Annotated in this window: 10 protein-coding genes; all 10 read right to left on the bottom strand. The window is 74.8% G+C overall.

The annotated features are described in order from the left end of the window. Positions 1–38: 38 nt before the first annotated feature. Complete coding sequence (locus tag ACZ6AA_RS33545) at positions 39–1,037, bottom strand: trypsin-like serine peptidase (RefSeq protein WP_468458716.1); 999 nt, start codon at positions 1,035–1,037, stop codon at positions 39–41. Next, entirely contained in the window at positions 1,030–2,208 is a 1,179-nt protein-coding gene (locus tag ACZ6AA_RS33540) for an NAD(P)/FAD-dependent oxidoreductase (protein ID WP_468458714.1), read from the bottom strand. The genes ACZ6AA_RS33545 and ACZ6AA_RS33540 overlap by 8 nt, the downstream gene beginning before the upstream one ends. After that, the gene (locus ACZ6AA_RS33535; protein WP_468482798.1) at positions 2,208–2,957 is read right to left on the bottom strand and encodes a thioesterase II family protein; all 750 of its coding nucleotides are present in this window, start codon (positions 2,955–2,957) and stop codon (positions 2,208–2,210) included. Before ACZ6AA_RS33535 ends, ACZ6AA_RS33540 begins: the two co-directional genes overlap by 1 nt. Further along, positions 2,954–4,279, bottom strand: a complete 1,326-nt coding sequence (gene lat, locus ACZ6AA_RS33530) for an L-lysine 6-transaminase (protein WP_471462259.1) — start codon at positions 4,277–4,279, stop codon at positions 2,954–2,956. Before lat ends, ACZ6AA_RS33535 begins: the two co-directional genes overlap by 4 nt. Positions 4,280–4,427: 148 nt before the next feature. Further along, the gene (locus ACZ6AA_RS33525) at positions 4,428–4,631 is read right to left on the bottom strand and encodes an MbtH family protein (protein WP_385713736.1); all 204 of its coding nucleotides are present in this window, start codon (positions 4,629–4,631) and stop codon (positions 4,428–4,430) included. A gap of 88 nt (positions 4,632–4,719) precedes the next feature. Next, entirely contained in the window at positions 4,720–6,360 is a 1,641-nt protein-coding gene (locus ACZ6AA_RS33520; protein WP_471462257.1) for a cyclic peptide export ABC transporter, read from the bottom strand. Beyond that, the gene (locus ACZ6AA_RS33515) at positions 6,357–12,881 is read right to left on the bottom strand and encodes an amino acid adenylation domain-containing protein (RefSeq protein ID WP_471462255.1); all 6,525 of its coding nucleotides are present in this window, start codon (positions 12,879–12,881) and stop codon (positions 6,357–6,359) included. Before ACZ6AA_RS33515 ends, ACZ6AA_RS33520 begins: the two co-directional genes overlap by 4 nt. Next, positions 12,878–16,069 (bottom strand): amino acid adenylation domain-containing protein, encoded by a 3,192-nt coding sequence (locus tag ACZ6AA_RS33510; RefSeq protein ID WP_471462253.1) that lies wholly within the window; start codon positions 16,067–16,069, stop codon positions 12,878–12,880. Before ACZ6AA_RS33510 ends, ACZ6AA_RS33515 begins: the two co-directional genes overlap by 4 nt. A gap of 5 nt (positions 16,070–16,074) precedes the next feature. After that, entirely contained in the window at positions 16,075–17,172 is a 1,098-nt protein-coding gene (locus ACZ6AA_RS33505) for a TauD/TfdA family dioxygenase (RefSeq protein WP_468458702.1), read from the bottom strand. Positions 17,173–17,452: 280 nt separating this feature from the next. Continuing rightward, on the bottom strand, positions 17,453–26,794 hold the full coding sequence (locus ACZ6AA_RS33500) for an amino acid adenylation domain-containing protein (protein ID WP_471462251.1): 9,342 nt from the start codon (positions 26,792–26,794) through the stop codon (positions 17,453–17,455). Positions 26,795–26,866: the final 72 nt, after the last annotated feature.

The raw sequence follows: 26,866 nt of genomic DNA, 5'->3' as shown, positions 1-26,866 counted from the left end.
CCCGTTCCCGCCCCGTTCGCACCCGTTCCCGCTCATGCTTACGGCCGTGCCGCCGCGATCCGCTCCACCATCGACACGAATTCACCCGTCTTGGCGTCGAACCGGGGTGACGCCATGTAGCCCCGGGTGTCGGAGATGCTGTTGAGGCCGCCGATGTAGCCCGAGCCGCTGTCGTAGTCGTAGTCGAGCAGCCAGGGCGAGCCGCTGGAGCCCGGTGTCATGTTCGGGCACTCGACCTGCCACATGTTCATCGGCGGGACCGTCGGCTCGATCAAGTCCTGGCAGAACTCCTGGTGTTCGCCGTCGTAGGGCGGTCCCGAGTAGCCCATGACCGACACCTCCTCGCCGGTGCGCGCGTCCGGCACGATCTGGTAGCCGCCCGCCGCGTCGAAGACGGTCTCGCCCTTGGCGTTGTCGTTGGTGATGACCAGGCCGTAGTCGTGCTCCCAGTCCGGCTTCGCGCCGCTGCTCCACAGCGCCGAGGTGGCGACGTTCCAGGCGGTGAACCGGCCGAAGGGCTCGCTGCCGCCCTCGCGCGCCGGGATGAACACGACGTTCTTCGTCCAGTTGCCGCCCGGCCCCTCGTGGAGGCAGTGCGCGGCGGTCAGGACGAGGATCTCCGAGTCGCTGTCGACCGCGGTCGCGGTGCAGTGGTCGGGCTTGCCGTTGGCGTGCTCGAACACGAGCTTGCCGACGGCGGTGGAGTGCGGTCCGGCCGCCGCGAGGCGCGGGTCGGCGCGGTCCACGGCGGGTGCCGGGGCCTTCTTCTCGCCGGTGGCGCGGCGGACCCGCTCCGGCGTCCAGTAGTCGAGCAGCGCCTGCTCCCGCTGCGCGGCCGTGCCGCCCTCGGCGCCGGGCACGTCGACGACGGCCGCCCTGCTGACCACGCCGGGGGTGTCGTCCGCGGCCTGCGCGGGCGTGGCCGCGGCGAGTCCGGCGGCGGAGACGGTCAGGGCGACGAGCAGGGTCCGTACGCGGCCGAACCGGGAGCGCCCGGCTCTGTCCCGTCCGCCGGACACGCTTGAGTCCTCAGACACAGTTGAGCTCCTTTCGTGGCGCGCCCTGGGTGAAGCGCTCCGCGGAGAGGGCCGAGACGTCGACGAAGGGCCGTCGTCCCAGGTAGAGATCGCGGACGACCTCGCCGACCGCGGGCCCCTGGAGGAAGCCGTGGCCGGAGAAGCCGGTCGCGTACAGAAAGCGCCCGGGGCCGGGAGCCTCGCCGATCAGCGCGTTGTGGTCGGGCGTGACCTCGTAGAGTCCGGCCCAGCCCGTGACGACCTCCGCCTCGGTGAGCCGGGGCGCGCGCAGGGCCATCGCCTCGGACAGGCGGGGCAGCCAGGCGTCCGAGCGGGACAGGTCGAACCCGGAGGGCTCGTCGGGGTCGGACATGCCGAGCAGCACGCCCCGGCCCTCGCCGTGGAAGTAGAAGCTGGTGGTGAAGTCGATGGTCATGGGCACGCGCTCGGGCCGGTCCGGCAGCGGTCCCGTCACCAGGACCTGCCGCCGGTAGGGCCGTACGGGCAGGTCGACCCCGGCCATCGCGCCGAGCGCCGCCGACCAGGCCCCGGCCGCGCAGATCACCGTGCCGGCCGTGACCGTGCCGCGTTCGGTGACCACGGTGGTGGCCCCGGAGAGGCCCGCCGCCCGCTCCATGCCGATGACCTGACAGTTCGTCAGGAGCCGGGCGCCGTACCGCCGGGCGCCGACCGCGTAGCCGAGGACCACCGACTCCGGCGCGCAGTAGCCGTCGTCGGGCGAGTACGCCGCGGCCAGCACGCCGTCCGTGGAGATCAGCGGGGACAGCGCGCGGGCCTCGGCCGGGTCCAGCATCCGGCTGGGCACCCCGAACTCGTTCTGGACGGCCACGTTCCGCTCGAAGGCCGTCACGTCCTCGGGCCGGGAGAGCAGGAAGAGATAGCCCTCCCGGTGCAGATCGATCTCCTGGCCGGGACGGTTGCCGAAGTCCTGGAACAGCTCCAGGCTGCGGGCGCCCAGCTGGATGTTGACCGCGTCCGAGAACTGCCCCCGGACGCCGCCCGCCGCCTTGCTCGTGGACCCCGAGCCCAGCGTGTCCCGCTCCAGGAGCAGCACGTCGCGGACCCCGGCCTCGGCCAGGTGGAAGGCGATGCTGGTGCCCATCACCCCGCCGCCGACGATCACCACGTCGGCGGCGGGCGGCAGTTCCGCCGCGGGTACGCGCGCCCCCATCAGCCCGCCAGCTCGGCGGCGCCGTCGGGCAGGAACGCGGGCATATGGCGTGGGAGTTGACCCCACACGCGCGGGGTGAAGAAGTGCCCGCCCGGCAGGACCGCCCGTGTGAACGGCCCCTCCGTCAGCTCCTCCCAGCCGTCGTGGGCGGGCGTCAGCTCGTCCTCGCCGACCATGAGGTGCAGGGGCGCGCGCAGCAGGGGCGCGCGCCGGAACTCATAGGCGGCGTACGCCTCCAGATCCATGCGGAGCAGGTCCACGGCCATGGCGAGCAGGTCGGGGTCGCTGACGACCGACTGCGGCAGGCCGCCACCCGCCTTCAGGGACTCGGCCAACTCCTCGTCGGAGGCCGTCGCGAGCTTGGCCGAGCGGACGCCCGTCCAGTGCTGCGGCGCGATGTGCCCGGAGAGGATCACGCTCTCGGGGCCCTGGGCGCCCCGCTCCTGGAGCAGGCGCGCGGTCTCGAACGCGAGCAGGGCGCCCATGCTGTGGCCGTACAGCACGTACGGGGAGCGCACCTCGGTGGCGACGGCGTCCGCGCAGTCCTCGACGAAGCCGTCCCAGCCGCCGGTGATCTCGTCCGCGTACCGGTACTCGCGGCCCGGGTAGCACAGGGTGCGCAGCTCCACTTCGAGCGGCAGCAGCCTGGCCCACGGCCGGAAGGCGACGGTGCCGCCACCGGCGAAGCCCATGCAGACGAGCCTGCGCGCCGCCCAGGGGCGTGGCTGCGGTCGGGCGATGCGGTTCATGCGTGGTCCTCCGCGGCGATCTCCTTCAGGACGGCGCGCAGCGCGCTGACGCCGAGGTCGAGCTCGGTCTCGGTGACCGACAGCGGCGGCCGCCAGCGCAGCTCGCGCACGCCCGAGCCGAGGAAGATCACTCCGTGGCCGCTGTACGCGCGCTGCAGGACGCGGTCACGCAGGGCGCCGTCGGTGAGCGTGATCGCGCACATCAGGCCGCGCCCGCGCGGCTCGGACACCAGGTCGGGGAACTCGGCGGCGATCTCGCGGAGCTGGCCGACCAGATGGGCGCCGGTGCGGGCCGCGTTCTCGAACAGGCCCTCCTCGCGGACGACCTTCATGATCCGGGTGGCCCGGATCATGTCGACCAGGTTGCCGCCCCAGGTGGAGCTGAGCCTGCTCGACGTACGGAAGGCGTTGCCCTCCACCTCGAGCACCCGGCGCCCGCCGATGACCCCGCACACCTGGGTCTTCTTGCCGAAGGCGATCACGTCGGGGCGCAGCCCGAGGGCTTCGCTCGCCCAGCGCTCACCGGTGATCCCGAAGCCGCTCTGCACCTCGTCGGCGACGAACAGGGCGTCGTTCTTCCGGCACAGCTCCGCCATGGCCTGCAGGAACTGCGGCCGCAGGTGGCGGTCGCCGCCCTCGCCCTGGATGGGCTCGAAGACGAAGCACGCGATCTCGTCGGCGAACCGGTAGAAGGCCGCCGCGGCGGCGTCCAGGGCGGCCTGCTCCTCCGGGAACAGCTCCGGCTCGTCCCAGCGGCTCATGTCGTTGACGGCCGGGCTCGGGATGCGCGGCCAGTCGAAGACGGGGAAGTCGCGGATCTTGGACGGGTCGGTGTTCGTGAGCGACATCGTGTAGCCGCTGCGGCCGTGGAAGGCGCGCTCCAGGTGCATGGCGCGCGAGCCGCGCACGGCGATCCCGCGGGCGGCGTTGTGCTGCGTCTTCCAGTCGAAGGCGACCTTCAGGGCGTTCTCGACGGCGAGCGCGCCACCGTCGATGAAGAAGAGGTACGGCATGTCGTCGGAGCCGAGAAGGCCGATGAACTCCTCGACGAACCTGGCCTGTTCGCGGGTGCCGTAGTCGGGGTTGGCGGGCTTCATCCGGGCCGCGGCGAGGAACGCGTCGTCGAGTTCCGCGTCGCCGTGCAGGGCCGGATGGTTGTGTCCGAGCGGCGCCGATGCGTAGAACATCGACATGTCCAGGTAGCGGGAGCCGTCCCGCTCGTCCACCAGCCAGCAGCCCTGGCTGTTGCGGACGTCCAGAATGATGTCACCGAAGTCCCCGCTGACGTGGTCGCGCAGCAGGTCGATACCGGCCTGGCTCATGGCTGTCCCCTTGTCCTGTGACGTGGCGTGTGACTGGTGCTGTGGCGTGGCGTGTGACGGGCGTGGTGCTGTGTGGTGCGGTGCTGCGTGGTGCGGTGTCGGCGCGTGCGGTGCGTGGTCGTTCACGGGTCGCGGGCGGGGCGCGCCGTCAGGCCCGGGCCGTCTGCTGGCGCGTGCGCACGCTGCGCGGCCGGATGTCCGTCCAGACGCGGTCGATGTGCGCGACGCACTCCTCGCGGGTGCCGCTGGTGCCCTCGCGGTGCCAGCCGAGGGGCAGTTCGCGGTCGGCCTCCCAGAGGGAGTACTGCTCCTCGTCGTTGCGGACGACGTCGTAGCGGGGCGCTTCGGACATGGCTGTCTCCTTGAAACGTGGTGAGGCGTGGTGAACGGGTGCGCTGGGCGTGCGTGACCCGGTGCGGTGGGGGGTGGGGTGGAAGCGGTCAGAGCGCGGCGGGTTCCGCCGCGGGGCGGGCCGGTTCCGTGAGCTCGGCGATGGTGCCGCGGTCGAGCTTGAGGATCTGGTCGGCGATGTTGAAGTAGCGGTCGTCGTGGGTGATGGCGATGACGGTCTTGCCGCGCCCCCGCAGCGCGGGCAGGACCTGGGTGTAGAAGAACTCCCGGAACTCGGGGTCCTGGTCGGCGGCCCACTCGTCGAACAGCAGCACCGGGCGGTCCGAGAGCAGCGCCGCCACCAGGGCGAGGCGTTTGCGCTGCCCGGTGGACAGGGAGATGGTGGAGAACTCCCCGTCGCGCACGGTCACCTTGCTGTCCATGCCGAGCTGGGCGAGCAGCCGGTTGGCCTCCTCGTCGCCGTCGGGGTGGGCCGGCAGGGTGCGGAAGAGGTGGACGTCGGCGAAGACCCCGGCGACGCTCCCCCGCAGCTCCTCGACCCGGTCCCCGGCCACGGGCGCCCCGTCGAGGACGATCTCACCCGCGCTCGGCGGGTAGAGGCCGCAGAGCATCTTGGCCAGCGTGGTCTTGCCGCTGCCGTTGCCGCCGATCAGACAGGTGAGGGTGCCGGGGGCGAACCGGGCGTCGATCGGCCCGACCTGGAAGCCCGTCTCGTCCCCGGCGGTGTCGTAGTGGAAGACCGCGCCGCGCAGCCGCAGTTCGGCCCCGGCGTCCTGCTCGGCACCGCCACGCTCGGAGGTCCCGAGGCCGCTCTCGTCGCCCAGGTCGAGCGCGTCGAGGGAGCGCAGCGCCGTCCCGGCCCGGCCGAGCGCCGGGATCAGGTTGAGGACGGTGACCAGCGGGGTGTTGATGTAGATGACGGCGAGGGTGAAGCCGGTCAGGTCGTCGGCGGGGATGTCGAAGTGGGGGCCCGCGAACAGCATGATGCCGATGCAGGCGAGGAAGAGCAGCTGCCCCCAGGAGCCCGCGATGGTGTAGAGGCCCACGCCCCGGGTGGTGTCCCGCACCAGGAGCTTGCCGGTGGCGCCGACGCCGCCGTCGAGGACCTCGTCGCGGCGGCCGCGGTCCAGCTTCAGCTCCTTGGCGCCGCGCGTGACGCTCTCCAGGTGGCCGTGCATGGCGTCCTGGTGCTCACGGGCGCGGCGCAGATGGACACCGGCCCGGCGCACCGGGAGCTGGTAGAGCAGCAGGCCGACGGCGAGCACGCCGATCATGCCGAGCAGCATCTTCCAGGACAGCACCCCGATGTAGACGAAGGCACCGATGACGATCGAGCCGTTCATGGAGAGCAGCGGCACGCTGCTGACCGCGCTGGTGATGATCTGTACGTCGTCGGTGAGGGCGGACTGGAGCCGGGCGGGGCCGATGCGCTCGATGCGGCGCATGCCGCTGTCGAGGATCCGGCGGCACAGCTCCATCCGCAGCTCCTGGATGGAGCGCTGGGCGAGCCGGATCAGCAGGATCGAGGAGACGGCCCCGGCGAGCATCACGGTGAGCGCCGCCGCGATGAACGCGGCGAGCAGCCCGGTGCCGGGGTCGTCGAGCCGTTCGAGCACCCGCTGGAGCACCGCGATCAGGGCCACGGTCGCGCCGCCCGAGAGCAGGCCCGCGACCACCGCGGCGATCACGGTCGTCCGGGACCGGGTGGCGAGGAGGGAGATGAAGTTCATCGACGTCCCGCTCTCCGCGCCGAGGCACCGTCGGTGCTCTCCCGCGCCGACTTGATGAGTTCGGCGAGGCCCGCCACGGTGAAGTCCGCCATGGCCTGCTGGATCCGCAGCCGCACCCCGAACTCGCGCCGCACCCGAAGGAGCAGCCGGGTGGCGAGCAGCGAGTGGCCGCCCGCCTCGTAGAAGTGGTCGCGGATGCCGAGGCCCTCCAGGCCGAGCAGGTCCTGCCAGATCGCGAGGAGTTCGCGTTCGACGTCGTCGCGGGGCGGTTCGGCGCTGCCCGACGTGCCGAGGAAGTCGTCGGCGGTGGGCGCGGGCAGCCGGCGCCGGTCCAGTTTGCCGCTGGGGGTCTGCGGGATCTCCTCGACGAGGCGGATCGCCGCGGGCAGCGCGTAGCGCGGCAGGCGTCCGGCGGCCCGGGTGCGCAGCTCGCCGCGGTCCAGGTCGCCGGTCTCCGGCACCACGTACGCGACCAGGCGCGGGGTGGCACCGGCGGCGCCGTGCACCACCACGACGCAGTCGGTCACGCCCGGGTGGTCGACGAGGACGGACTCGACCTCGCCGAGCTCGATGCGGTGGCCGCGGAGCTTGATCTGGTTGTCGAAGCGGCCGAGGAACTCCAGCTGACCGTCGGCCCGGTGGCGGGCGCGGTCGCCGGTGCGGTAGAGCCGCGCGCCGGGATCGGCGGCGAACGGGTCGGGGATGAAGCGTCCGGCGGTGAGGCCGGGGCGCCGCCAGTAGCCCTGGGCCACCTGGACGCCGCCGATGTACAGCTCGCCCGCGGCGCCGGGCGGCACCGGCTGCATGTGTTCGTCGAGGACCCAGATGGTGGAGCCCGGCACCGGGGCGCCGATGGGGGCCCGCTGTCTGCGGGTGACCTCGGCGGTGAGTTCGGCGACGGTCATCAGGACGGTGGCCTCGGTCGGGCCGTACCAGTTGAAGACGCGGCAGCCCTGCGCGGAGGGCCCCTCGAACCAGTCGGCGAACCGGGCGGGCACGACCTCCTCGCCCGCGAGCAGCAGCGCCCGCAGGCCGAGCGGGACGCCGCCGGTGTCGCCGCTGCCGTCCACGGCGGCCAGCTCCTGCGCGATCGTCGGGGTGGTTGCGAGCATGGTGACGCCCTCGCCCCGCAGATGGCCGTGCAGTTGCTGCGCGTCCGCGGCGACGTCGCCGGGCACGAGGTGGATCCGGGATCCGGCCACGAGGCCCGCGAACAGCTCCCACACCGACAGGTCGAAGGTGAAGGTGGAGCGGACCGCGACCACGTCGTCGGCGGTGGGCGCCACGACCGTGCCGGACGCCTCCAGGTAGGCGAGCAGATTGTGGTGGCTGACGCCGACGCCCTTGGGGGTGCCGGTGGAGCCGGAGGTGTAGATGAGGTACGCCAGGTCGGCGGCGTCGGCGCGCTGCGGGGGCCCGGCGTCGGTGGCCGCGGCCGCCTCGGCGACGGTGCGGACCGTGATGCCCTCGTCGGCGAGCAGCGCGAGCACGGCCGCGTCGTCGTCGGTGAGGTGCGCGGTCACCGCCGTGCGGCAGCCCGAGTCGCGGATCAGGTGCGTGATGCGCTCCAGGGGCAGCTCCGGGTCGACGGGGACGTAGGCCGCGCCCGCCGTCATGGCGGCGAGCAGCCCGGTGACCAGGTCGACGCCGCGCCTGGCGACGACCGCGACCAGGTCGCCGCTGCGCACTCCGGCGGCGGTGAGGCCGTCGGCGGCGGCGCGGGCCCGCTCGGTGAGCTGGCGGTAGGTCAGGGCGCCGCCGGGTCCGGTGACCGCGACCGCGCCGGGGCGGGCCGCGGCGACGGCCTCGATGGCCTCGTGCAGGGTGGTGCCGGGCACCTCCAGCGGGCCGCCGTCGGCGCGGCGGGCCGCGGCCGCGGCGTCGTAGGGCAGCAGGCTGGCCTCGTCGTGCGGGGCGTCGGGGTCGGTGGCGAAGCGGCGCAGGGCCTGCGCGTACATCGTGGCGAGGTCGGCGGCCCACTCGTCGGAGACCCGGTCGCTGTCGTAGGCGAGGATCAGGCCCAGCTCGTTGGCGGGCGGGTGCACCGAATACGTGCTCATGACCGCGTAGTTGGTGTCCTCGGCGGACGCAGGGTGGTGGTCGACGAGTTCGACGACTCCGGTGTCGAGGACCTCGCTGAGGGCGTGGAAGCGCACGAAGTTCACGCCCACGTCGAACAGCGGGTCGTTGCCGAGCGCCTGCTGCACGTTGATCAGCGGGGTGTGCCGGTGCTCCAGGAGGCCGCGCTCCTCGTCGAAGGCGCGCCGGGCGAGGTCGCGCCAGCTGCCGCCGGGCACGGACATCGAGGTCGGCAGCATGTTGATGAACAGGCCGCGCAGGTCCTTGGCGCCGGGCAGGTCGGGGCGGCCGTGCAGCACCATGCCGGTGACCGGGTCGGTCACGGCCAGGGCCTCGGCGAGGACCTTGAAGTGCACGCCCACGGCGAGGCTCTTGAAGGGCAGGCCCTCCTCCTTGGCGAGCCGCGCGAGGCGCTGGGAGGTGTCGGGGTCGATGTCGACCTGGACGCGGCGCACCTGCGGCAGCCCGGCGGGGCGCAGATCGGCGACGGAGCGCGGTTCGGCGTCGGCCATCCGCTGCCGCCACACCTCCGCGACGTCCGCCCCTTCGAGGGCGGCCCGCTCCGTCTTGATGAAGTCGGCGTACCGCAGCGGCAGTTCGGGCCAGCGGGTGCCGTAGTCGGGGGCGTCGTCGAGCAGCGCCGCCTGGCGGCTGAAGATCTCCGTGACGGTGGACGTCCAGCTCCAGCCGTCGAGGATGACGTGGTTCTCGCTGACCGTCAGCTGGAACTCGTCGTCGCCGAGCAGGTGCACGGCGAGCCGTTGCAGCGGGGCACGCTCCAGTTCGAGGTGGTCCTCGCGCTCATGGGCGACGAAGTCGTCGATCTCGGCGCGCTGTTCGGCGGCGTCGAGCCCGGACAGGTCCCGCACGGTCAGGAGCGGCTCCACGTCCCGGTGCACGATCTGCAGCGGCTCGGAGTAGCCGTCCAGGGAGATGCTGGTGCGCAGGACGGGGTGGCGGTCCATGGTGTCGGCGAGGGCGCGGCGCAGCAGGTCCGCGTCCAGGCGGCCGCGCATCCGCACGCTGACGGTGTTGTGGTAGATGCCCGCCTCGGGGTGCAGATGCAGGTGGTAGAGCATGCCCGCCTGGGTGGCGCTGAGCGGGTATGCGTCCTCGGCGTCGGCGGGCAGCGCGGCCCGGTCCTCGGCGCTGATCATCTCGAACGGCTCGGCGCGGGCCAGGGTCTCGGCGCCGCTGTCCGCGAGGTGGGTGGCGAACTCGGCGACGGTCTGGTGCTTGAACACGGCGTGCACGCGGGTCTCGTGGCCGAGGGCGCGCAGCGTGCCGGTGATCTCCACGGCGCGGATGGAGTCCCCGCCGAGGGCGAAGAAGTTGTCGTGCACGCCGATCCGCTCGACGCCGAGGACGTCGGCCCACACCCCGGCGACGGTCTCCTCCAGGCCGGTGCGCGGGGCGGTGTACTCGGTCCCGGCGTCCAGGCGGGCCTCGGCCGGGTCGGGCAGGGCGCGCCGGTCGGCCTTGCCGTTGACGGTCAGGGGCACCTCGGCCAGGGCGGTGTAGACCGCGGGCACCATGTACGAGGGCAGCAACCCCGAGGCGTGCTCGCGGAGTTCGGGCACGTCCGGCAGGTCACCGGCGGCGGGCACCAGCCACACCACGAGCTGCTCGCCGCGTACGTCGGCGACCGCGGCGGCGACGCCGGGGTGGGTGGCGAGGGCGACCTCCACCTCGCCCAGCTCGATCCGGAAGCCGCGGATCTTCACCTGGGCGTCGGCGCGCCCCCAGTACTCGAACTCGCCGTCCTCGGTGACCCGGGCCAGGTCGCCGCTGCGGTACAGGCGGGCGCCCGGCACGTCGGAGAACGGGTCGGGCACGAACCGCTCGGCGGTGAGCCCGCCGCGTCCGGCGTAGCCGAGGGTGACGCCCGCGCCGCCGACGTGGAGTTCGCCGACGAGCCCGGCGGGCAGCGGGTTGAGGGCCGCGTCGAGGACGTACAGGGTCAGGTCGTCGATCGGTACGCCGATGGGGCTGCCGGTGCGGTCGCCCAGGTCGTCGGCGGTGATGACGCGGAAGGTGGAGTGCACGGTGGTCTCGGTGATGCCGTACATGTTCACCAGGACCGGGGCCCGGTCGCCGCGCGCCTCGATCCACGGCCGCAGCGTGTTCGGGTCGAGTCGCTCGCCGCCGAACACGACGTGGCGCAGGGCGAGTTCACGGGTGGAGCCCTCGGCGGCGTCGGCCGCCACCACGCCCTTGAAGGCCGACGGCGTCTGGCTGAAGACGGTGACGCCGAGCCGTTCGACGAGTGCGAGCAGGTCCGCGGGCGACTGGGCGGTCTCGTCCGGCACCAGGGCCAGTTTCCCACCGTGCAGCAGCGCGCCCCACAGCTCCCAGACGGACACGTCGAAGGCGTAGGAGTGGAAGAAGGTCCACACGTCGTGCGGCCCGAAGTCGAAGCGCCGCGCGGTCGACGTGTACAGGCGCAGGACCTGCGCGTCGGCGACCTCCACGCCCTTGGGGCGGCCGGTGGAGCCGGAGGTGTAGATGACGTAGGCGATGTCGCCGGGGTGCCGGGCGGGCAGCGCGACGCCGTTCCTGGCCTCGGGGTCGACCCCGACGAGGGGGCGGCCGTGCCCGTCGACGCACACCTGCGGCAGGCCCGCGCCGAGCGCGCCCGCGCCGTCGGCGCCGCACACGATCAGGCGGCCGCCGCTGTCGTCCAGGACGTGCCGGACGCGGTCCGCGGGATTGCGCAGGTCCAGCGGTACGTACGCGGCGCCCGCGCGCAGCACCGCGAGGATCGCCACGATCTGCGCGGGCCCGCGCTCCAGGTACAGCGGGACGCGGTCGCCGGGCGCCACGCCCTGGTCCACCAGGTGGCGGGCCAGGGTCTCGACGCGGTCGGCGAGGTCCGCGTACGCGATGTCCTCGCCCTCCCAGTGCAGGGCGACGCGGGCGGGGTGGCGGGCGGCCGAGCGCAGGAAGGCGTGGTCGAGGCCGTGCGTCACCAGGGACTCCGCCATCGGGCCCTCCGGGGCGGCGGGCGCGGCGAGCGGCAGCAGCCGCACCTCGCGGTCCGGGGCGGCGAGGCCCGCGGTGAGCAGGTGGACGTACGCGTCGAGGAGGGCGCCCGCGGTGTGTTCGCGCAGCAGCTCCGTGTCGTACTCCAGCATCAGTTCCAGGTCGTCGCCGCGGTGCGAGACGCTGAGGGTGACGTCGGTCTTGGAGGCGGCCGTCTCCACCGGGACGGGGGTCATGACGGCCTCGCCGAGGCGCAGCGCGGAGCGGTCCTCGCCGAGGTAGGCGAACATCGCGCCGAACAGCGGGGCGCCGGTGCTGCCGCCGACCGCCGACACCACCGACGAGGTCAGGACGTGCTGGTGGTCCAGGGAGGCGGCGACGGTGGCCGCCGACTCCTGGGCGAGGTCGCGCAGCGTCGCGCCGTCGCGCAGGCGGCTGCGGAGCGTCAGCGTGTTGATGAACGGGCCGACGGTGGCGCGCAGTTCGGGCCGGACGCGGTTGGCGACCGGCACCCCGATCACCAGGTCGTCGGTGAGGGCGGCCCGGTGCAGTGCCGCCCGCCACGCGCCGTACAGGACCGCGAAGACGGACACGCCGCAGCCCGCGGCGAACTTCTCCACGCGGTCGCGCAGCGCGGGTCCGGTGGGGCGCACCAGATGGTGGCCCTGATGGCCGCGCGTGTCGGGGCGGGGATGGTCGAAGGGCAGGCTCAGACCGCGGGGGGCGCCGTCCAGCTCGGCCCGCCAGTGGGCGAGGGACGCCTCCCGGGAGGGCGCGTCGTCGCTGGTGCGCTCCCACCAGGCGTAGTCGGTGTACGAGGGGCCCTCGGGCTCGGACGGCGGGGCGGCGCCGGTGCGGAACGCCTCGTGGGCGGCGGTGAGTTCCTGGATGAGGACGCTCACCGACAGGCCGTCGACGACCAGGTGGTGGAAGGCGACGACGAGCCGGTGCCGCTCGGGCGCGAGGGCGATCAGCAGGCCCCGGGCGAGCGGGCCGCCGGCGTCCAGGGCGAAGGGGGCGCGCAGTTCGGCGTCGGTCAGCTCGTCCCTGCGGCGCTCGGCGGCCGCGGCGTCGGTGGCGGCCAGGCGGGTCAGGTCGGTGCGGCGCAGCGGGGGCAGCGTGGGCAGCAGCCGGGCGTGCGCCTTGCCGCGGACGTCCTCGGTGACCAGGCGCAGCCCCTCGTGCCGGGCGAGCAGCCAGTCGAAGGCGCGGGTCAGCGCGTCGGCGTCCAGCGGGCCCTCGATGTCGAGGGCGGCGGGGACGGTGTAGGCGCTGCCGGTGGGGTCGAGGGCGTGCGCCGTCCACAGCTGGAGCTGGCTCTCCGAGAGGACGACCTGGTCCTGGTCGGCCCGCCGGGGCACGCGGGAGGTCGCGGCCTTGCGCCCCGGGCGGCGGGCCGCGAGGGCGCGCCGGGCCTGCTCGAGGCGATCAGAACCGTCGGAGCGTTCGGGTGCGGTCATGACTGTTCCTTGGGGGCGTCGTGGGCGGGGCCCTCGGTGGGGGACTCCGGGTCGTCTGCCGTGTCCAGGGCGGCGAACGCCTCCGCGAAGTCGCGGACGGCGCCGTCCTGGTCGTGGGCGAGGAGCAGGTTCGCCTGGTCCGCGACGGTGGGCGCGGTGAGCAGGTCCTGCAGGGGCAGTTCGGTGCCCATCAGGTCGCGGACCTGGGCGACGGTGTGCATGGCGCGGATGGAGTCGCCGCCGAGGGCGAAGAAGCTGTCGTGCGCGCCGACCCGCTCGACGCCGAGGACGGTGCGCCAGATCTCCGCGACGACCATCTCGACGGGTGTGCGGGGCGCGGTGAACTCGCCGCCCTGCTCCAGGTGCCCGTCCGCCGGGTCCGGCAGCGCGCGCCGGTCGGTCTTGCCCTGTGGTGTCAGCGGCACCCGCTCCAGGGCGACGAAGAGCCCCGGGACCAGGTACGCGGGCAGTACGGCGGCGCAGTGCTCGCGCAGTTCCGCCACGGTCGGCGCGCCGTCCGGTCCGGGCACGAGCCAGGCGACGAGGCGGCTCTCGCGCGCGTCGACCACCGCGGCGCGCACGCCGGGGTGGCGCAGCAGGACGGCCTCGACCTCGCCGGGCTCGACGCGGTAGCCGCGCACCTTCAGCTGGCCGTCGGCGCGCCCGCAGAACTCCGGCAGGCCGTCGGCGCCGATGCGCACGAGGTCGCCGGTGCGGTACAGGCGGGCGCCCGCCTCGGTGGTGAACGGGTCCGGCAGATAGCGCTCGGCGGTGCGGCCGCCCCGGCCCGCGTAGCCGCGGGTGACCCCGGCGCCGCCGACGTACAGCTCACCGATCACGCCGGGCGCGACCGGCGCGAGGGCCTCGTCCAGGACGTGCAGCGTGGTGCCGCCGACGGGTCCGCCGAGGCTGACGCGGCCGTCGGCGCCGACGATCCCGGCGGTGGCGTTGGCGGTGGTCTCGGAAGGCCCGTACAGGTTCCACAGCCGCGCCTTCGGCAGCAGCCGGTACGTGCGTGCCACCAGGTCGGCGGTCAGGGCCTCGCCGCCGAGGAGCACGTCCAGGGTCCGCTCGCGCGGCTCGGCCGTGCCGTCGGCGGACTCCAGGGCGCGCAGGGTCTCGTCCCACAGGCGGGGCACGGTGTTGACCGTGGTGACGGTGGCGGCCTCCGCGCCGGTGACGGCCACCGCCAGCGTCTCGGCGGGCCGCTGTCCGGCGGGGGGCAGCACGACCGTGCCGCCGAGCACCAGCGGCCCCCACAGCTGCTTGACGGAGGCGTCGAAGACGGGCGCGGCCGTCGCGGGCAGCACGGTGTCCGGGCCGATGAGGCCCGCGTCGGCAAGCCAGCCGAGGTAGTTGACGACGTTGCGGTGGGTGACGGCGACGGGCTTGGGGCGCCCGGTGGAGCCGGAGGTGAACAGGAGGTAGGCGAGGTTGTCGGGGGCCGCGGGGCCGTCCTTGGCCGCCGCCGTGTCGGCTTCCTCGCCGCCGAGGTCGATGTCGGCGGCGGTGAGGACGACGAGGTCGCGGCCGGTGCCGCTCTTGCCCTCGCTGTCGCCCAGCAGGGCCGCCGTGTCCGCCGTGGCGACGCACGTCCGGACGGACGCGTCGCCGAGGAGCGCCGCGATCCGGTCGGCCGGGTCCTCCGTGTCGACGACCAGGTACGCGGCTCCGGCGCGCAGCACGGCGAGCTGGGTCACCAGGCGGGCCACGGGGTCCGGCACGAGCACGGCGACGGCGGCCTCGGGGCCGACGTCCAGGCGGGCGGACAACCGGTCGGCAGTCGAGAGGAGTTGACGGTAGGTCAGCTCCTTGTCGCCGCAGCGCACGGCGGTCGCGCCCGGGGTGTGCCCGGCGGCGCGGACGATCAGGTCGGGCAGGGTGGACTCCTGCCAGTCGGCGGCCCTGGGCGACACGGGCGCCGCCAGCGGAGCCGCGGCGGCACCGAGGGCCGTCCGGCCGATCCGCGTTCCCGGCTCCCGCGCGCCCTGGTCCACGACGGCGGCCAGGGCGTCCAGGATCCGGTCGGCCACCGGGCCGCCGAGCCCGGCCGCGGCGGCGCCGTCCAGGCGGACCTCGACGCGGTCGCCGTGGCGCACGGCGGCGAGGCGGAGCGCGGGCCCCGCGCCCCGGGCCACGAGCGACTCGACGGACCAGCCGCCGACCTGCCCGGGCACCTCCGCGTACGAGAAGGCGAGCGGCCCGCTCACGGCGGACAGATCGCTGATCAGCTCGACGCTCTCGCGCTGCTCGGCCCGCGCCGCCCGCACCGCGGACACCACGTCCGCGAGGGTGCGCCCGGAGCCGAACTCGTACCGCAGGCCGGGCCAGGCGCTCAACGGGCCGAGCGAGGACTGGAGTTGGGGCACCTCACGCAGGCCGGTGCGCACCCGCACGGTGAGCGTCTCGGCGCCGCCGAAGCGGTGCAGGACCACGAGCCAGGCGGCGAGCAGCAGCGCCTCGGCCTCGACCGTGGGGAAGGTGGCGGCGGGCAGGGTGAGGGAGCGGACGGAGTCGGCCGCGGGTCGGCCGCCCTCCTCCGCCGTCGCCGCGCCCGCCGGGGCCAGCGAGCGCACCCGCGCCACCGCGTCGCCCGTCTCGTCCGCCGCGTCGGCACCGCCGTGGGCCGACTCCTGGCTCGCCCGGGCGGCGGCCGCCTCGGGCTCGGCGAGCATGTCGTGCAGCCACTCGGCGACGTCGGCGTACTGGAGGGACTCGCCCTCGTCCTGGCCCGTGCCGTCACCGGCCGCCCCGGCCAGTTCGCGCTCCAGTTCGGCCGCGAGGAGCAGCAGGCCCTCGGGGTCGAGTACGTGGGCGGACGCGGCGAGTTGGACGCGGCCGCCGGGTCCCGCCAGGGCGGACCAGGGCCGGGTGACGGAGGCACCCGCGGTGCCGTCCGTACCGGCGTCGGCGGGCTCGGGCAGTGCCCCGGCGAACACGTGCTGCGTGGGCGGGCCGCCCGCGGCGGACGCCACCAGCGCGGTGCGCAGCACCTCGTACCGGCGGGTGAGGGCCGCGACGGCGGCGGCCAGGCGCTCCCCCGCCACGGCGGCCGGAGCCTGGAGCACGAGGGTCGTCACCGTGTCGTCGCCGGTGGCGTCGTGCTGCTGCGGTCCCGCGCGGAAGATCTCCGCCGCGGGCGCGGCCGTCCCGTTCGCGGCCGCTGTCTGTGTCGATGCCGAAGTCACCGTGGTCACCGTCTGTCCCCCTGTGTCTGCGTGGTGGTGCCGTCCTGGGCCCGGGCGCCGCTCGGGGCGGGCCGGGTCTCCAGGTCGTTCCAGGTCGCCGCGCCCGCCATGGCGACGCGGATCTGCCGCTTGCCGGTGAAGGGCGCCCGGCCGTGCGAGGCCAGCAGGTTGTCGACGACGAGGACGTCGCCGAGCTGCCAGTCGAAGGCCGTGGACTCGGCGTCGAACGCGCCCCTGATCGCGTCGAGGTCGGCGCGGCTGAACTCACTGCCGTCGCCCGCCCGGCTGGTCTTGGGCACCCGCTCGGGGCCGACCTGACTGAGCAGTTCGGCGGCCAGTTCGTCGCCGAGCGTGCTCAGGTGGAAGCTGGTGGCCTGGTTGAACCAGACCCACTCGCCGGTGACCGGGTGCCGGGCGACGGCGGGCCGCAGGGCCTCGGTGCGCAGGTGGTTGTCGGCGACGCGCTCGACGCGCACCCTGGTCTGCTCGGCGTACGCGTCGAGGCCGCTCTCGTCGCAGCCGAGGGCCTCCTGCCAGGGGATGCCGACGCCCGGCGTGTAGTTGCGCACGTAGCGCACGCCGTGCTCCTCGACGCGGGCCACCAGGTCGGCGGGCAGCCGGCCGAGCACCTTGCGGGAGTCGGCGAGCGGGGTCTGGCCGCCGGTCTCCGAGGGCAGCGCGCAGGAGAAGCCGAGGACGCGCGGCCAACTCCAGCTGTAGCAGGCCTCGTTGTGCATCTCGATGGTCTGGTCGGCGGGGTACTCGGTGGAGGAGTAGATGCCGTCGCCCAGGTCGCTGCGGGGCGTGGCGCCGTCCTGGTAGGCGAGCGCGCCGTCACCGGCGACGGCCTCGACGACGGGGCGCAGCGCGTCGGCGCCCTCGTCGAAGCCGCGGAAGAGCACCGCGCCGTGCTCGTGCAGCTGCGTCCGCACCAGCTCCGCGTTGGCCCGCACCCACACGGTCAGCGGGACACCGGGCCGCTGCGGGGTGGCGAGCACGGGCAGAGCCGCGGGCTCCAGGGGACCGAAGGCGACGACTGACGCATCCGTCAGGGACCGTCGCCTGACCGGCTCCTGGGGCATGCGGGACGTACGAAGGGACATGGGTGCTCCGTTTGCTTGTCGGTAGGGCCCGCGGGGACCTGGGCGTGTCCGGGCGGGCGGGGTGGACCGGCCGCGACGGGGCGGCCCTCCGGGGTGGTGCGGTGCTCGGTGCGCTGCTTGATGCGGTGCGCCGCTTGGTGCGGTGCCGCGCGGTGCACTGCCGTGCCGCGCTGTGCTGAGGTGATGTGCCGAGCTGTGCAGTGCCGTGCTGAGCTGTGCGGTGCGTGCTGAGCTGGGTGTGGTGTCCGGTGCCGTGCGGTGGTGCGTGGCGCGGCCTGGCTCAGGCGCGGGCCCGGGCGGCCGGGCCGAGGCGTGCGGCCCGCCGGGCGCGGCCCGCGGCGCGTTCGCCGCGGGCCCGCTCGCCGAGCGCGGCGCGGACCTCGCCGACGGTCGCGGTGTCCTCGGCGAGCGCCGTCAGGGCGCGACACAGTTGGTCGGCGAGGGCGGCGGCCCGCTCGGTGGGGACGCGGACGGTGTCGTGGTTGAGTGCGATGACGAGCCGGTCCCCTTCGGGGGCGGCGGAGACGGTGACGGGAAGTTCGGTCTGTTCGAGCGCCTCGGACCGGGTCACCGACAGGCCGGGGAGTCCCGTGCCGAGGTCGGCGAAGGGGAAGTTGGCCACGATCACCGAGGTGTCGAAGAGCCCGGCGGAGCTGGTCCGTCCGCTCCACACGGCGATCCGGGCGAGCGGCGTGTGGATGTGTTCCTGTGCCTGGTGCAGTGCCTGCTGTACGTCCCGGGCCCAGGTGCCGACCGGCAGGGCGGCGGGCAGCCGGGTGCGCAGCGGCACGGTGTTGATGAACATGCCGACCGTACGGTCCACGTCCGCGAGGTCGGCGGGCCGCCCGGAGCCCACGCTGCCGAACACCACGTCGTCCGTGCCGGTCTCGGCGGCGAGGGTGAGGGCCCACGCCGCGTGCACCATGCCGCCGAGGGTGACGCCGAGACGGCCCGCGGTGTCCCGCAGGCGCCCGGTGTCCGGCGCGGGCAGCGCCACCTCGTGGTCGCGGTGGACCGCGGGCCGGTCCGCCGCCGGTGCGAGCGGCACCGGGCCGCACCCGGCGAGGCTCCTGGTCCAGAACTCCCGGGAGGCGTCCGGGTCCTGGCGCGCCACCCACCGGGCGAACGCGCCGAAGTCCGGCGCCGGGGCGAACCGCGGGGTCTCGCCCCGGCCGTGCGCGGCGTAGTGCTCCAGGACCTCGCCGAGCAGGATCGGCAGCGACCAACCGTCGAACAGCACATGGTGGTTGGTCCACACGAAGGCCCAGCGGTCGGCCGCGAGCCGGGCCACGGCGAGCCGCGCGAGCGGCCCTTCGCGCAGGTCGAAGCCGGCGTGCCGGTCCTGTCGTACGTAGGCGTCGAGGCGTGCGTCGGCGTCGCTGCGCACGTCGGCGTCGGCGGAACCCGAGGGCTCCCCGGTACCCCGGCCCGCTCTCGCGTCCCCGCCCGCTCGCCCGTCCCCGCCCGCCCGTGCGTCCCCGCCCGCTCTCGCCGCCGTACCGTCCGGCGTGAAGTCCAAGAAGGTGACGGGCAGTTCGCACGCGGCGGGCACCACGAGCAGCGGACGCGGCACGTCCTGCCACACCGGTACGCCCCGCAGCACGGCGTGCCGGTCCACGGCCGCCTGCCACGCCCGCGCGAACGCCTCCTGGTCGAGGTCGCCTTCGAGGACGCAGACGAGCTGCTCCACGTAGACCCCGCTGCCCGCCGCGCCGTCCTCGGCGAGGCTGCGGAAGACCATGCCTTCCTGGGTCGGCGTGAGCGGCCAGACCGCCGTCAGGCCGCCCCGGCGCGCGGCCCAGTCCCGCACGGCGGCGACGGGCGCGGTGCCGTGCCGCAGTCCGGCGGTGAGCACGGGCGCGTCCGACTCGGCGGTGAGCGCCCGGAGTTCGTCCAGGACGGCGTCCGCGAGCGTGTCCGCGGCGTCCTGTCCGGTGTGTTCCACCTCGACGGCGAGGCGGCCGTCGGTGATGAGGCTCTCCACGACGACCGCCGCGGGACGCGTCCCGTGCGGGTCGCGTACCTGGCCGAAGCCGGGCGCGAGGAGTTCGAGCGCGGCCCGCGGGTCGGCGCTGGAGCTGACCCGGCCCAGGTAGTTGAAGTTGACGTGCGGCACGGGCAGTTCAGCGAACCGGCGGGCCAGCTCCTCGTCGTGGGCCAGGTGCCGGACCACGCCGTGGTCGATGCCCCGGTGCACCAGGTCCCGCAGCCGGGCGCGGACGTCCCACAGGGTGCCGAGCGGGTCGGCGTCCGCGGTGGCCACCGGGAACGGCGCGAGGGTGGTGAACCAGCCGACCGTGCGCGACAGGTCGAGGTCGGGGTGCAGGTCCTCGCGGCCGTGGCTCTCCAGCTCCACGACGACCGAGGGCAGCGCGTCGACCCGGGCGAGGGCACGGGCGGTCGCGGTGATCAGACCCTCTTCCAGGGTGCCGCCGAGCCGCCGTACGAGCGTCTGCTGGAGCTGTTCGGTCTCCTCGGCGGTCAGCGCGCGCCGGGCGCGGCGCGCGGCGCCCTCGGTGCCGGGGGCGGGCGCGCCGGTGCTCGGCCCGGCGAGCGCCGCGATCTCGTCGAGGTCGGCGCGGACCCGGTCGAGGACCTGCGGGTCCAGGGCCCGGCGCCGCAGTTCGGCGGTCCACTGCCGGTGCGTTGTGCCCTCCGGCTGGAGGACGGGGGGCTCGCCGGCGCGGACGGCGTCGAGCGCGAACTCCAGGTCCTCCAGGACGATGCGCCAGGACACCGCGTCCATGACCAGGTGGTGGGCGGTGAGCAGCAGCCGCTGCGGCACGTCGGGGCCGAGGTCGGCCAGGTGGGCCCGCAGGAGCGGCCCCCGGGCGGGGTCGACGCGGGTGTTGAGTTCGTCGGCCAGCTCCCGCAGCCGCTCGTCGACGCCGTCTCCGGACAGCTGGCCGTACTCCACCGGAACGTCGACCTTCGGATCGACCACGGCGCGTACGCCACGCCCGTCACCAGCGGCGTCGTCGCCCTCGGCGTCCCCGTCCACGAACCGGGTCCGCAGCGCCTCATGGGCCTCGGCCACGGCGTTGAGCGCCGCACCCAGTTCGTCGGGTTGGACGCGGGTGCGCAGGCCGAGGAGCAGGCCCATGTTCCAGTGGGCCGAGGTGTCGAGGTCGAGTTCGTGGAACCAGCGCTGGATCGGGCTGAGCGCGTCCGTGCTGTCGCCCTGCGCGCGGGACCCGGTGCTCGCACCCGTGGTGACGTGCGGGGCGAGGTCGGCGATCGTGGGGTACTGGAACATCTGGCGCGGGGTCAGGTGGATCCCGGCGCGGCGGGCGCGGGCGACGACCTGGATCGACAGGATGGAGTCGCCGCCGAGGGCCAGATAGCCGTCGTGCACGCCGACCCGGTCCAGGCCGAGCACCTGGCACCACACCTCGGCGAGGCGCCGCTCCACTTCGGTGCGGGGCGCCACGTACTCCTGGTCGTCGGCCTCCCACGTGGGGGCGGGCAGGGCGCGCCGGTCCACCTTGCCGTTGGCCGACAGGGGCAGCGCGTCCAGGACCACGACGGCGGCGGGGACCATGTGCGCGGGCAGCCGCTCCCCGGCCCAGGCCCGGACCGTCGCCGGTTCGCAGGCGGCTCCGGCGCGGGCGACGACGTACGCGACCAGGCGCGGCTCGCCGCCACCCGTGGGTGCCACGGCGGCCACCGCCGCGTCCGCCACTCCGGCGGCGTCCCGCACCACGGCCTCGATCTCGCCCAGCTCCACCCGGAAGCCGCGGACCTTGACCTGCTCGTCCACACGCCCGTGGAACTCCAGGGCACCGGCGCTGTCGAACCGTACGAGGTCTCCCGTGCGGTAGAGCCGCGCGCCCGGCTCGGACGTGAAGGGGTCCGGCACGAACCGCTCGGCGGTGAGCCCGCCCCGGCCCGCGTAGCCGCGTGCGACACCCGCCCCGCCGACGTACAGCTCCCCCACGCCGCCCGAGACCACGGGGCGCAGCGCCTCGTCGAGGACGTACACGGTGCGGCCCGGCAGGGGCCGTCCCAGGGGGACGGTGCCGGTCGCGCCGTCGACGCCGACCTCGTGCACGGTGGCGGTGATGACGGTCTCGGTGGGGCCGTAGGCGTTGATGACGCGGCCGCCCACCGTGCGCCGCCAGATGCCGGTCTCGGCGGCGGGCATGGCGTCGCCGCCGACGACGGTGAGGCGGACGACGAGGGCGGCGGGCACCGCGGCGCCGTCGGCGAGGGCGGTGGCCAGCTGGCGCCACAGGCCGGTCGGCGGGTTGAAGACGGTGACCCGGTGCTCGGCGAGGAAGGCGAGGAGTTCGTCGGTGGCGAGGAGCCCGTCGGGGCGGAGCACGGCCGCGCCGCCGACGGTCAGCGGCGCGAGCAGCTGCTCGGTGCTCACGTCGAACGAGAAGGAGCCGAAGACCAGGACCCGGTCGGCGGCGGTGAGCCCGAAGGCGCCGCCGATCTGCGCGAGGTGGACGGCGAGTTGGCCGTGGGTGACGGCGACGCCCTTGGGGCGGCCGGTGGAGCCGGAGGTGAAGACCAGGTACGCCAGGTCGTCGGCGTGCGCCGCGTCCAGACCCGTCCGGTCGACGTCCGCCGTCAGGTCGAGGCCGTCGATCTCCAGGACCGGGGTGTCGCCCGGCAGGAGGCCGTCGAGGACGTCCCGCTGTGCCGCGCCGCGCACGACGGCCGTGCAGCCCGCCTCGCCGGTCATCAGCCGCAGCCGCTCGGCGGGGTACGCGGGGTCGAGCGCGAGCCACGCGCCTCCGGCCCGCGCGACGGCGAGCATCGCCACCGCCATCAGGGTCCCGCGCGGCAGGCACAGGCCCACCACGCCGTCCGGACCGACGCCCGCCGCGCGCAGCCGCACGGCCACCGCGGCCGAGGCGCGCTCCACCTCCCCGTACGTCCAGGACCGTTCGCCGTCGACCAGGGCCACGTCGTCCGGCTGCCTCCGGGCGTGCGCCACGACCGCCTCGGGCACCAGGCCCACGCTGTCCGCCGCCGGAACCGCGGCGCCGGACCAGGCGAGGAGCGCCTCGGTGTCGCTCGTGCCCAGCTCGCCCAGGGTGACGGCCGGGTCGCCGGTGAGGGCGTCCAGGGCGCGGTCGAGGTCGTCGAGGAGCCGCCGCGCGGTGTCGGCGTCGTACGCTGCGGCGTCGACGCTCAGGCGCAGCTCCAGGTGCTCGCCGGGCATCACCTGGACGCTGACCGGGTAGGTGGTGCGCTCCAGGAGGCGGCCGCTCTCCAGCGTGAAGCCCTCGGTGCCGAAGCCCTCGAAGGGGTAGTTCTCGACGACGACGATGGAGTCGAAGAGCGGGGCGCCCGCGGGGGCCCCGGCCCAGGACGTGACGTCGGCGAGCGGGGCGTGCTGGTGGTCGGTGAGTTCCTGCAGGCCCTGGTGGACGGCGCCGAGCCACTCATCGGCGCGCAGGTCGTCGGCGATCCGCACGCGCAGCGGCAGGGTGTTGATGAACAGGCCGACGGTGCGTTCGATGCCGTCGATCTCGGCGGGGCGGCCGGAGAGCACGCTGCCGACGGCCAGGTCCCTGGCTCCGGTGCGCCGGGCGACGACCAGCGTCCAGGCGGCGTGGACGAGCGCGGCGAGGGTGACGCCGCGGTCGCGGGCGGTCTCGCGCAGGGCAAGGGCGCGCTCGTCGGGCAGCCGCAGCGCGGGCTCGTGGGTGCCGGTGCGGTGGTGCTCGGCCTGGGCGCGGCCGGGGGCGAGCAGCGCGGGCGCGGTGAAGCCGGTGAGCTGCTTGCGCCAGAACGCCTCGTCCTCGGTGCGGTCGCGGTGTTCGTTCCAGCGCACGAAGGTGCCGTAGTCGGGGGCGGGCACCAGTTCGATGTCGGTACCGGCCCGCAGCGCCGGGTAGAGCGTGAAGGCGTCGCCCGCGACGACGGGCAGGGACCAGCCGTCGATGAGGATGTGGTGGTTGGTCCACACGAAGGTCCACTCGTCGGCGCCGGTGCGCAGCAGCGCGAGGCGCACCAGCGGGCCGCCGCTCAGCTCGAAGCCCTCGCCGCGGTCGCGCGCCAGGAAGTCGTCCAGGCGCTCCTGCGCGGTCGGCGCCGCGCTGTCGTCGGCGGCCGTCCAGTCCTCGTACCGCGCGGGTACGTCGATGTCGCGGGGTACGACGAGCAGGGGGCGGTCGGTCTCCTGCCAGGAGCAGCGGGCGCGCAGGGCGGAGTGCCGGGCGATGGCGCCGCGCCAGGCGTCGAGGAAGGCGCGCGGGTCGAGGTCGCCGCGCAGGACGCACACCAACTGCTCGGTGTAGGCGTCCGATGCGGGCTCGGCGAGGGCGTGGTACAGCATGCCCTGCTGGAGGGCGGACATGGGCCACACGGCGTGCAGCGGGCCGAGGTCGCGTTCCCAGGAGGCGAGCAGTCCGGCGGGCAGACCGGTGGTGTCGGCGCCGCCCGGAGCCAGGTCGTCCAGGGTCGATTCGGCAGCGGCGGGCAGGAGTTCGGCCTGCGCGGCGAGCCCGGCGACGGTGGGGTGCTCGAAGAGCTGGCGCGGGGTGATGCGCAGTCCGGCCCTGCGGGCCTTGGCCACCACCTGGATGGACTGGATGGAGTCGCCGCCGAGGGCGAGGAAGTCGTCGTGCACGCCGACGCGTTCGAGGCCGAGCACCTGGCACCACACCTCGGCGAGGCGCCGCTCCTCGTCGGTGCGGGGCGCGACGAAGTCCTTGGCGGCCGTCTCCCAGCGGGGCGCGGGCAGGGCGCGCCGGTCCACCTTGCCGTTGACGGACAGGGGCAGCGCGTCGAGGGTCACGACGGCGGCGGGGACCATGTGCGCGGGCAGCCGCTCCCCGGCCCAGGCGCGCAGGAGGCCGGTGTCCACCGGGGTGCCGTCGGCGGCCACGACGTAGGCGGCCAGGCGCAGTTCACCGCCGCCGGGTGCGGGCACGGCGGCCACGACGGCGTCGGTGACCGAGTCGGCGGACCGGAGCACGGCCTCGATCTCGCCCAGCTCGACGCGGAAGCCGCGCACCTTGACCTGCTCGTCGACCCGCCCGTGGAACTCCAGGGCACCGGCACCGTCGAACCGGACGAGGTCACCCGTGCGGTAGAGCCGCGCACCGGGCACCGTCGAGAACGGGTCGGGCACGAACCGCTCGGCGGTCAGGTCGCCCCGGCCCGCGTAGCCGCGCGCCACGCCCGCCCCGCCGACGTACAACTCCCCCACGCCGCCCGGGACCACCGGGCGCATCGCGTCGTCGAGGACGTACACGGTGGTTCCGGCGATCGGGGTGCCGATGGGGACGGTGCCGGGGTCGCTGGCGGCGCAGAAGTGGCCGGTGGCCCAGACGGTGGCCTCGCTCGGGCCGTACTCGTTGACGAGGGCGCAGTCGGGAAGGGCCGCGCGGTGCTCGGCGACCAGGTCGGCGGGGCAGGCCTCGCCCGCGACGACGACGGTCCGCAGGGAACGTCCGGGCCCGCCGGGCCGGTTCAGCAGGGCCCGGTAGAAGGAGGGGACGGTCAGGGTGTGCGTCAGGGCGTGCCGCTCGACCAGACCGGCGAGTTCGTCGGCGTCCTTGACCTGGTCGGCGTCGGGCACGGCCAGCGCCCCGCCGAGGGTGAGCGTCCAGAAGATGCCCGCGTAGGCGCTGTCGAAGGAGAAGGACGAAAGGAGCAGGAAGCGGGGCGCGTTCGGCCCGTAGAAGGCGGCGCGCGCCGCGGTGGAGCGGGCCAGCGTTCCGTGGGTGACGGCGACGCCCTTGGGGCGGCCGGTGGAGCCGGAGGTGAAGACCAGGTACGCCAGGTCGTCGGCGTGCGCCGCGTCCAGACCCGTCCGGTCGACGTCCGCCGTCAGGTCGAGGCCGTCGATCTCCAGGACCGGGGTGCCCGCGGGCACGACGTCGTCCGCCAACTCCCGCTGCGCCGCGCCGCGCACGACGGCCGCGCAGCCCGCCTCGCCCGCCATCAGCCGCAGCCGCTCGGCCGGGTACGAGGGGTCGAGGGCCAGCCACGCGCCCCCGGCCCGCAGCACCCCCAGCATCGCCACGGCGGTCGCCGCGCCGCGCGGCAGGCACAGACCCACCACGGACTCGGGCCCGACGCCCGCGTCCCGCAGCCGCACGGCCACCACCGCCGACGCGCGCTCCAACTCCGCGTACGTCCACGACCGTTCGCCGTCGATCAGGGCGACGTCGTCCGGCGCGGTCCGCGCGTGCGCCAGGATCGCCCGGTGCACGGGCTGTCCGTCGCCCGCCGCCGGGGCCCCGGCGCCCGAGTGGCGCGGGCCCGCGCCCGGGTCGGCGCCGAGTTCGGCGACGGTGGCGGCCGGGTCGGTGACGGCCTCGGTCACCAGGGTCTCGAAGAGCCGGGCGTATCCGGCGACGGTGTCCGCGTCGAGCCGCGCCGGGTCGAAGTGCAGGACGCCGTACACCTCGCCGTCGACCTCGCCCGCCTGGACCCGCAGCGGGAACTGCGCCACCTGCTGGCGCACCGGCACCGGCTCGGTGTCGTAGCCGGAGAGGTGGACGGTGCCCAGATCGCCGGCGATGGACCGGGTGCCGTAAGAGAGCCGGTCCGACTCGAACTGGAAGCTCACCTGGTACAGCGACTGGCCGGACAGGGCCGAGCCGGGGTTCAGGCGGCCGAGGACGGTCGGGGTGGGCAGGGCCCGGTTCCGGACGGCGTCGACGTGCGCGGTGCGGGTGGCGTCGAGCACGGCGGTGAAGGTGGATTCCGGCCGCACCCGGGTGCGCAGGAGCAGCGAGTTGGTGAAGTGGCCGACGGTCCGCTTGACGGAGGTCTTGCGGCCCTCCACGGGGAAGCCGACGACGAGGTCGTCTCCGCCGGTGAGCTTGTGCAGGAGCACGTTGAAGGCGGCGAGCAGCACGGTGGCGGTGGTGCTGCGGCTCGATCCGGCCAGCTCCCGGACCCGGTCGACGGTCGTGGCGCCGAGGCGGAACGGGACGTGGGCGGGGGCGTCGGGGTCGGTGACCGGGCGGGGCGCGGTCATGCCGGGCAGGTCGAGGGCGAAGCGGCAGCCGTCGAGCCGACGCGTCCAGTAGTCGCTCAGGGCCTCGGCGCGCGGCCCGGCGAGGAAGGCGCGCTCGGCGGCGACGTGACGCGCGTAGGAGGTGTCGGGCCCGGCGGGCAGACCCGGGGTGCCTTCGACTTCGGACCGGTAGGCGGTGAGCAGGTCCTCCAGCGTGATGAACAGGGAGCTCATGTCGCCCGCGACGTGGTGCAGGACGAGGTGCACGGTGGTGGCGGTGGTGTCCTGGTAGACGAAGAGGCGGGCGGGCGCCTCGTGGGCCAGGGCGAAGGGGCGCTCGTAGTCGCGGGTGGCGAGGATCCGCAGCTCGTCGGCGGCTATGCCCGGCGTGTCGGTGACGGCGAAGGGGGCTTCGGCTGCGTACCAGCGCTGCACATAGCCCTCGATCCCCGGGGCGACGGTGCTGGTGAGCACCGGGTGGCGGGCGCAGACGGCGTCCCAGGCGCGGCGCAGCGGCTCGGCGTGGAGGCGCTCGGTGACCTTGACGGTTCCGGCGACGTGGTACGACGGCGAGTCGGGCGCGAGTTCCTGGAGGAAGAAGAGTGAGGCCTGTCCGACCGAGAGTGGAACTTCCCACTCCGTCTCTGGTCGTCTTTCGGCCTGGCCGTGATTTCCCCCGTGCACGACATCCACTGCGACGCCCTCCCCGTGAGCTGTCACAAAAAATGACAGAGCCCGTCAAACGTGTGACAGGGCCTGTCACAC

It is taken from the genome of Streptomyces sp. NPDC040610 (genome assembly GCF_055594065.1).
This window is presented reverse-complemented; position numbering and strand designations above follow the sequence as displayed.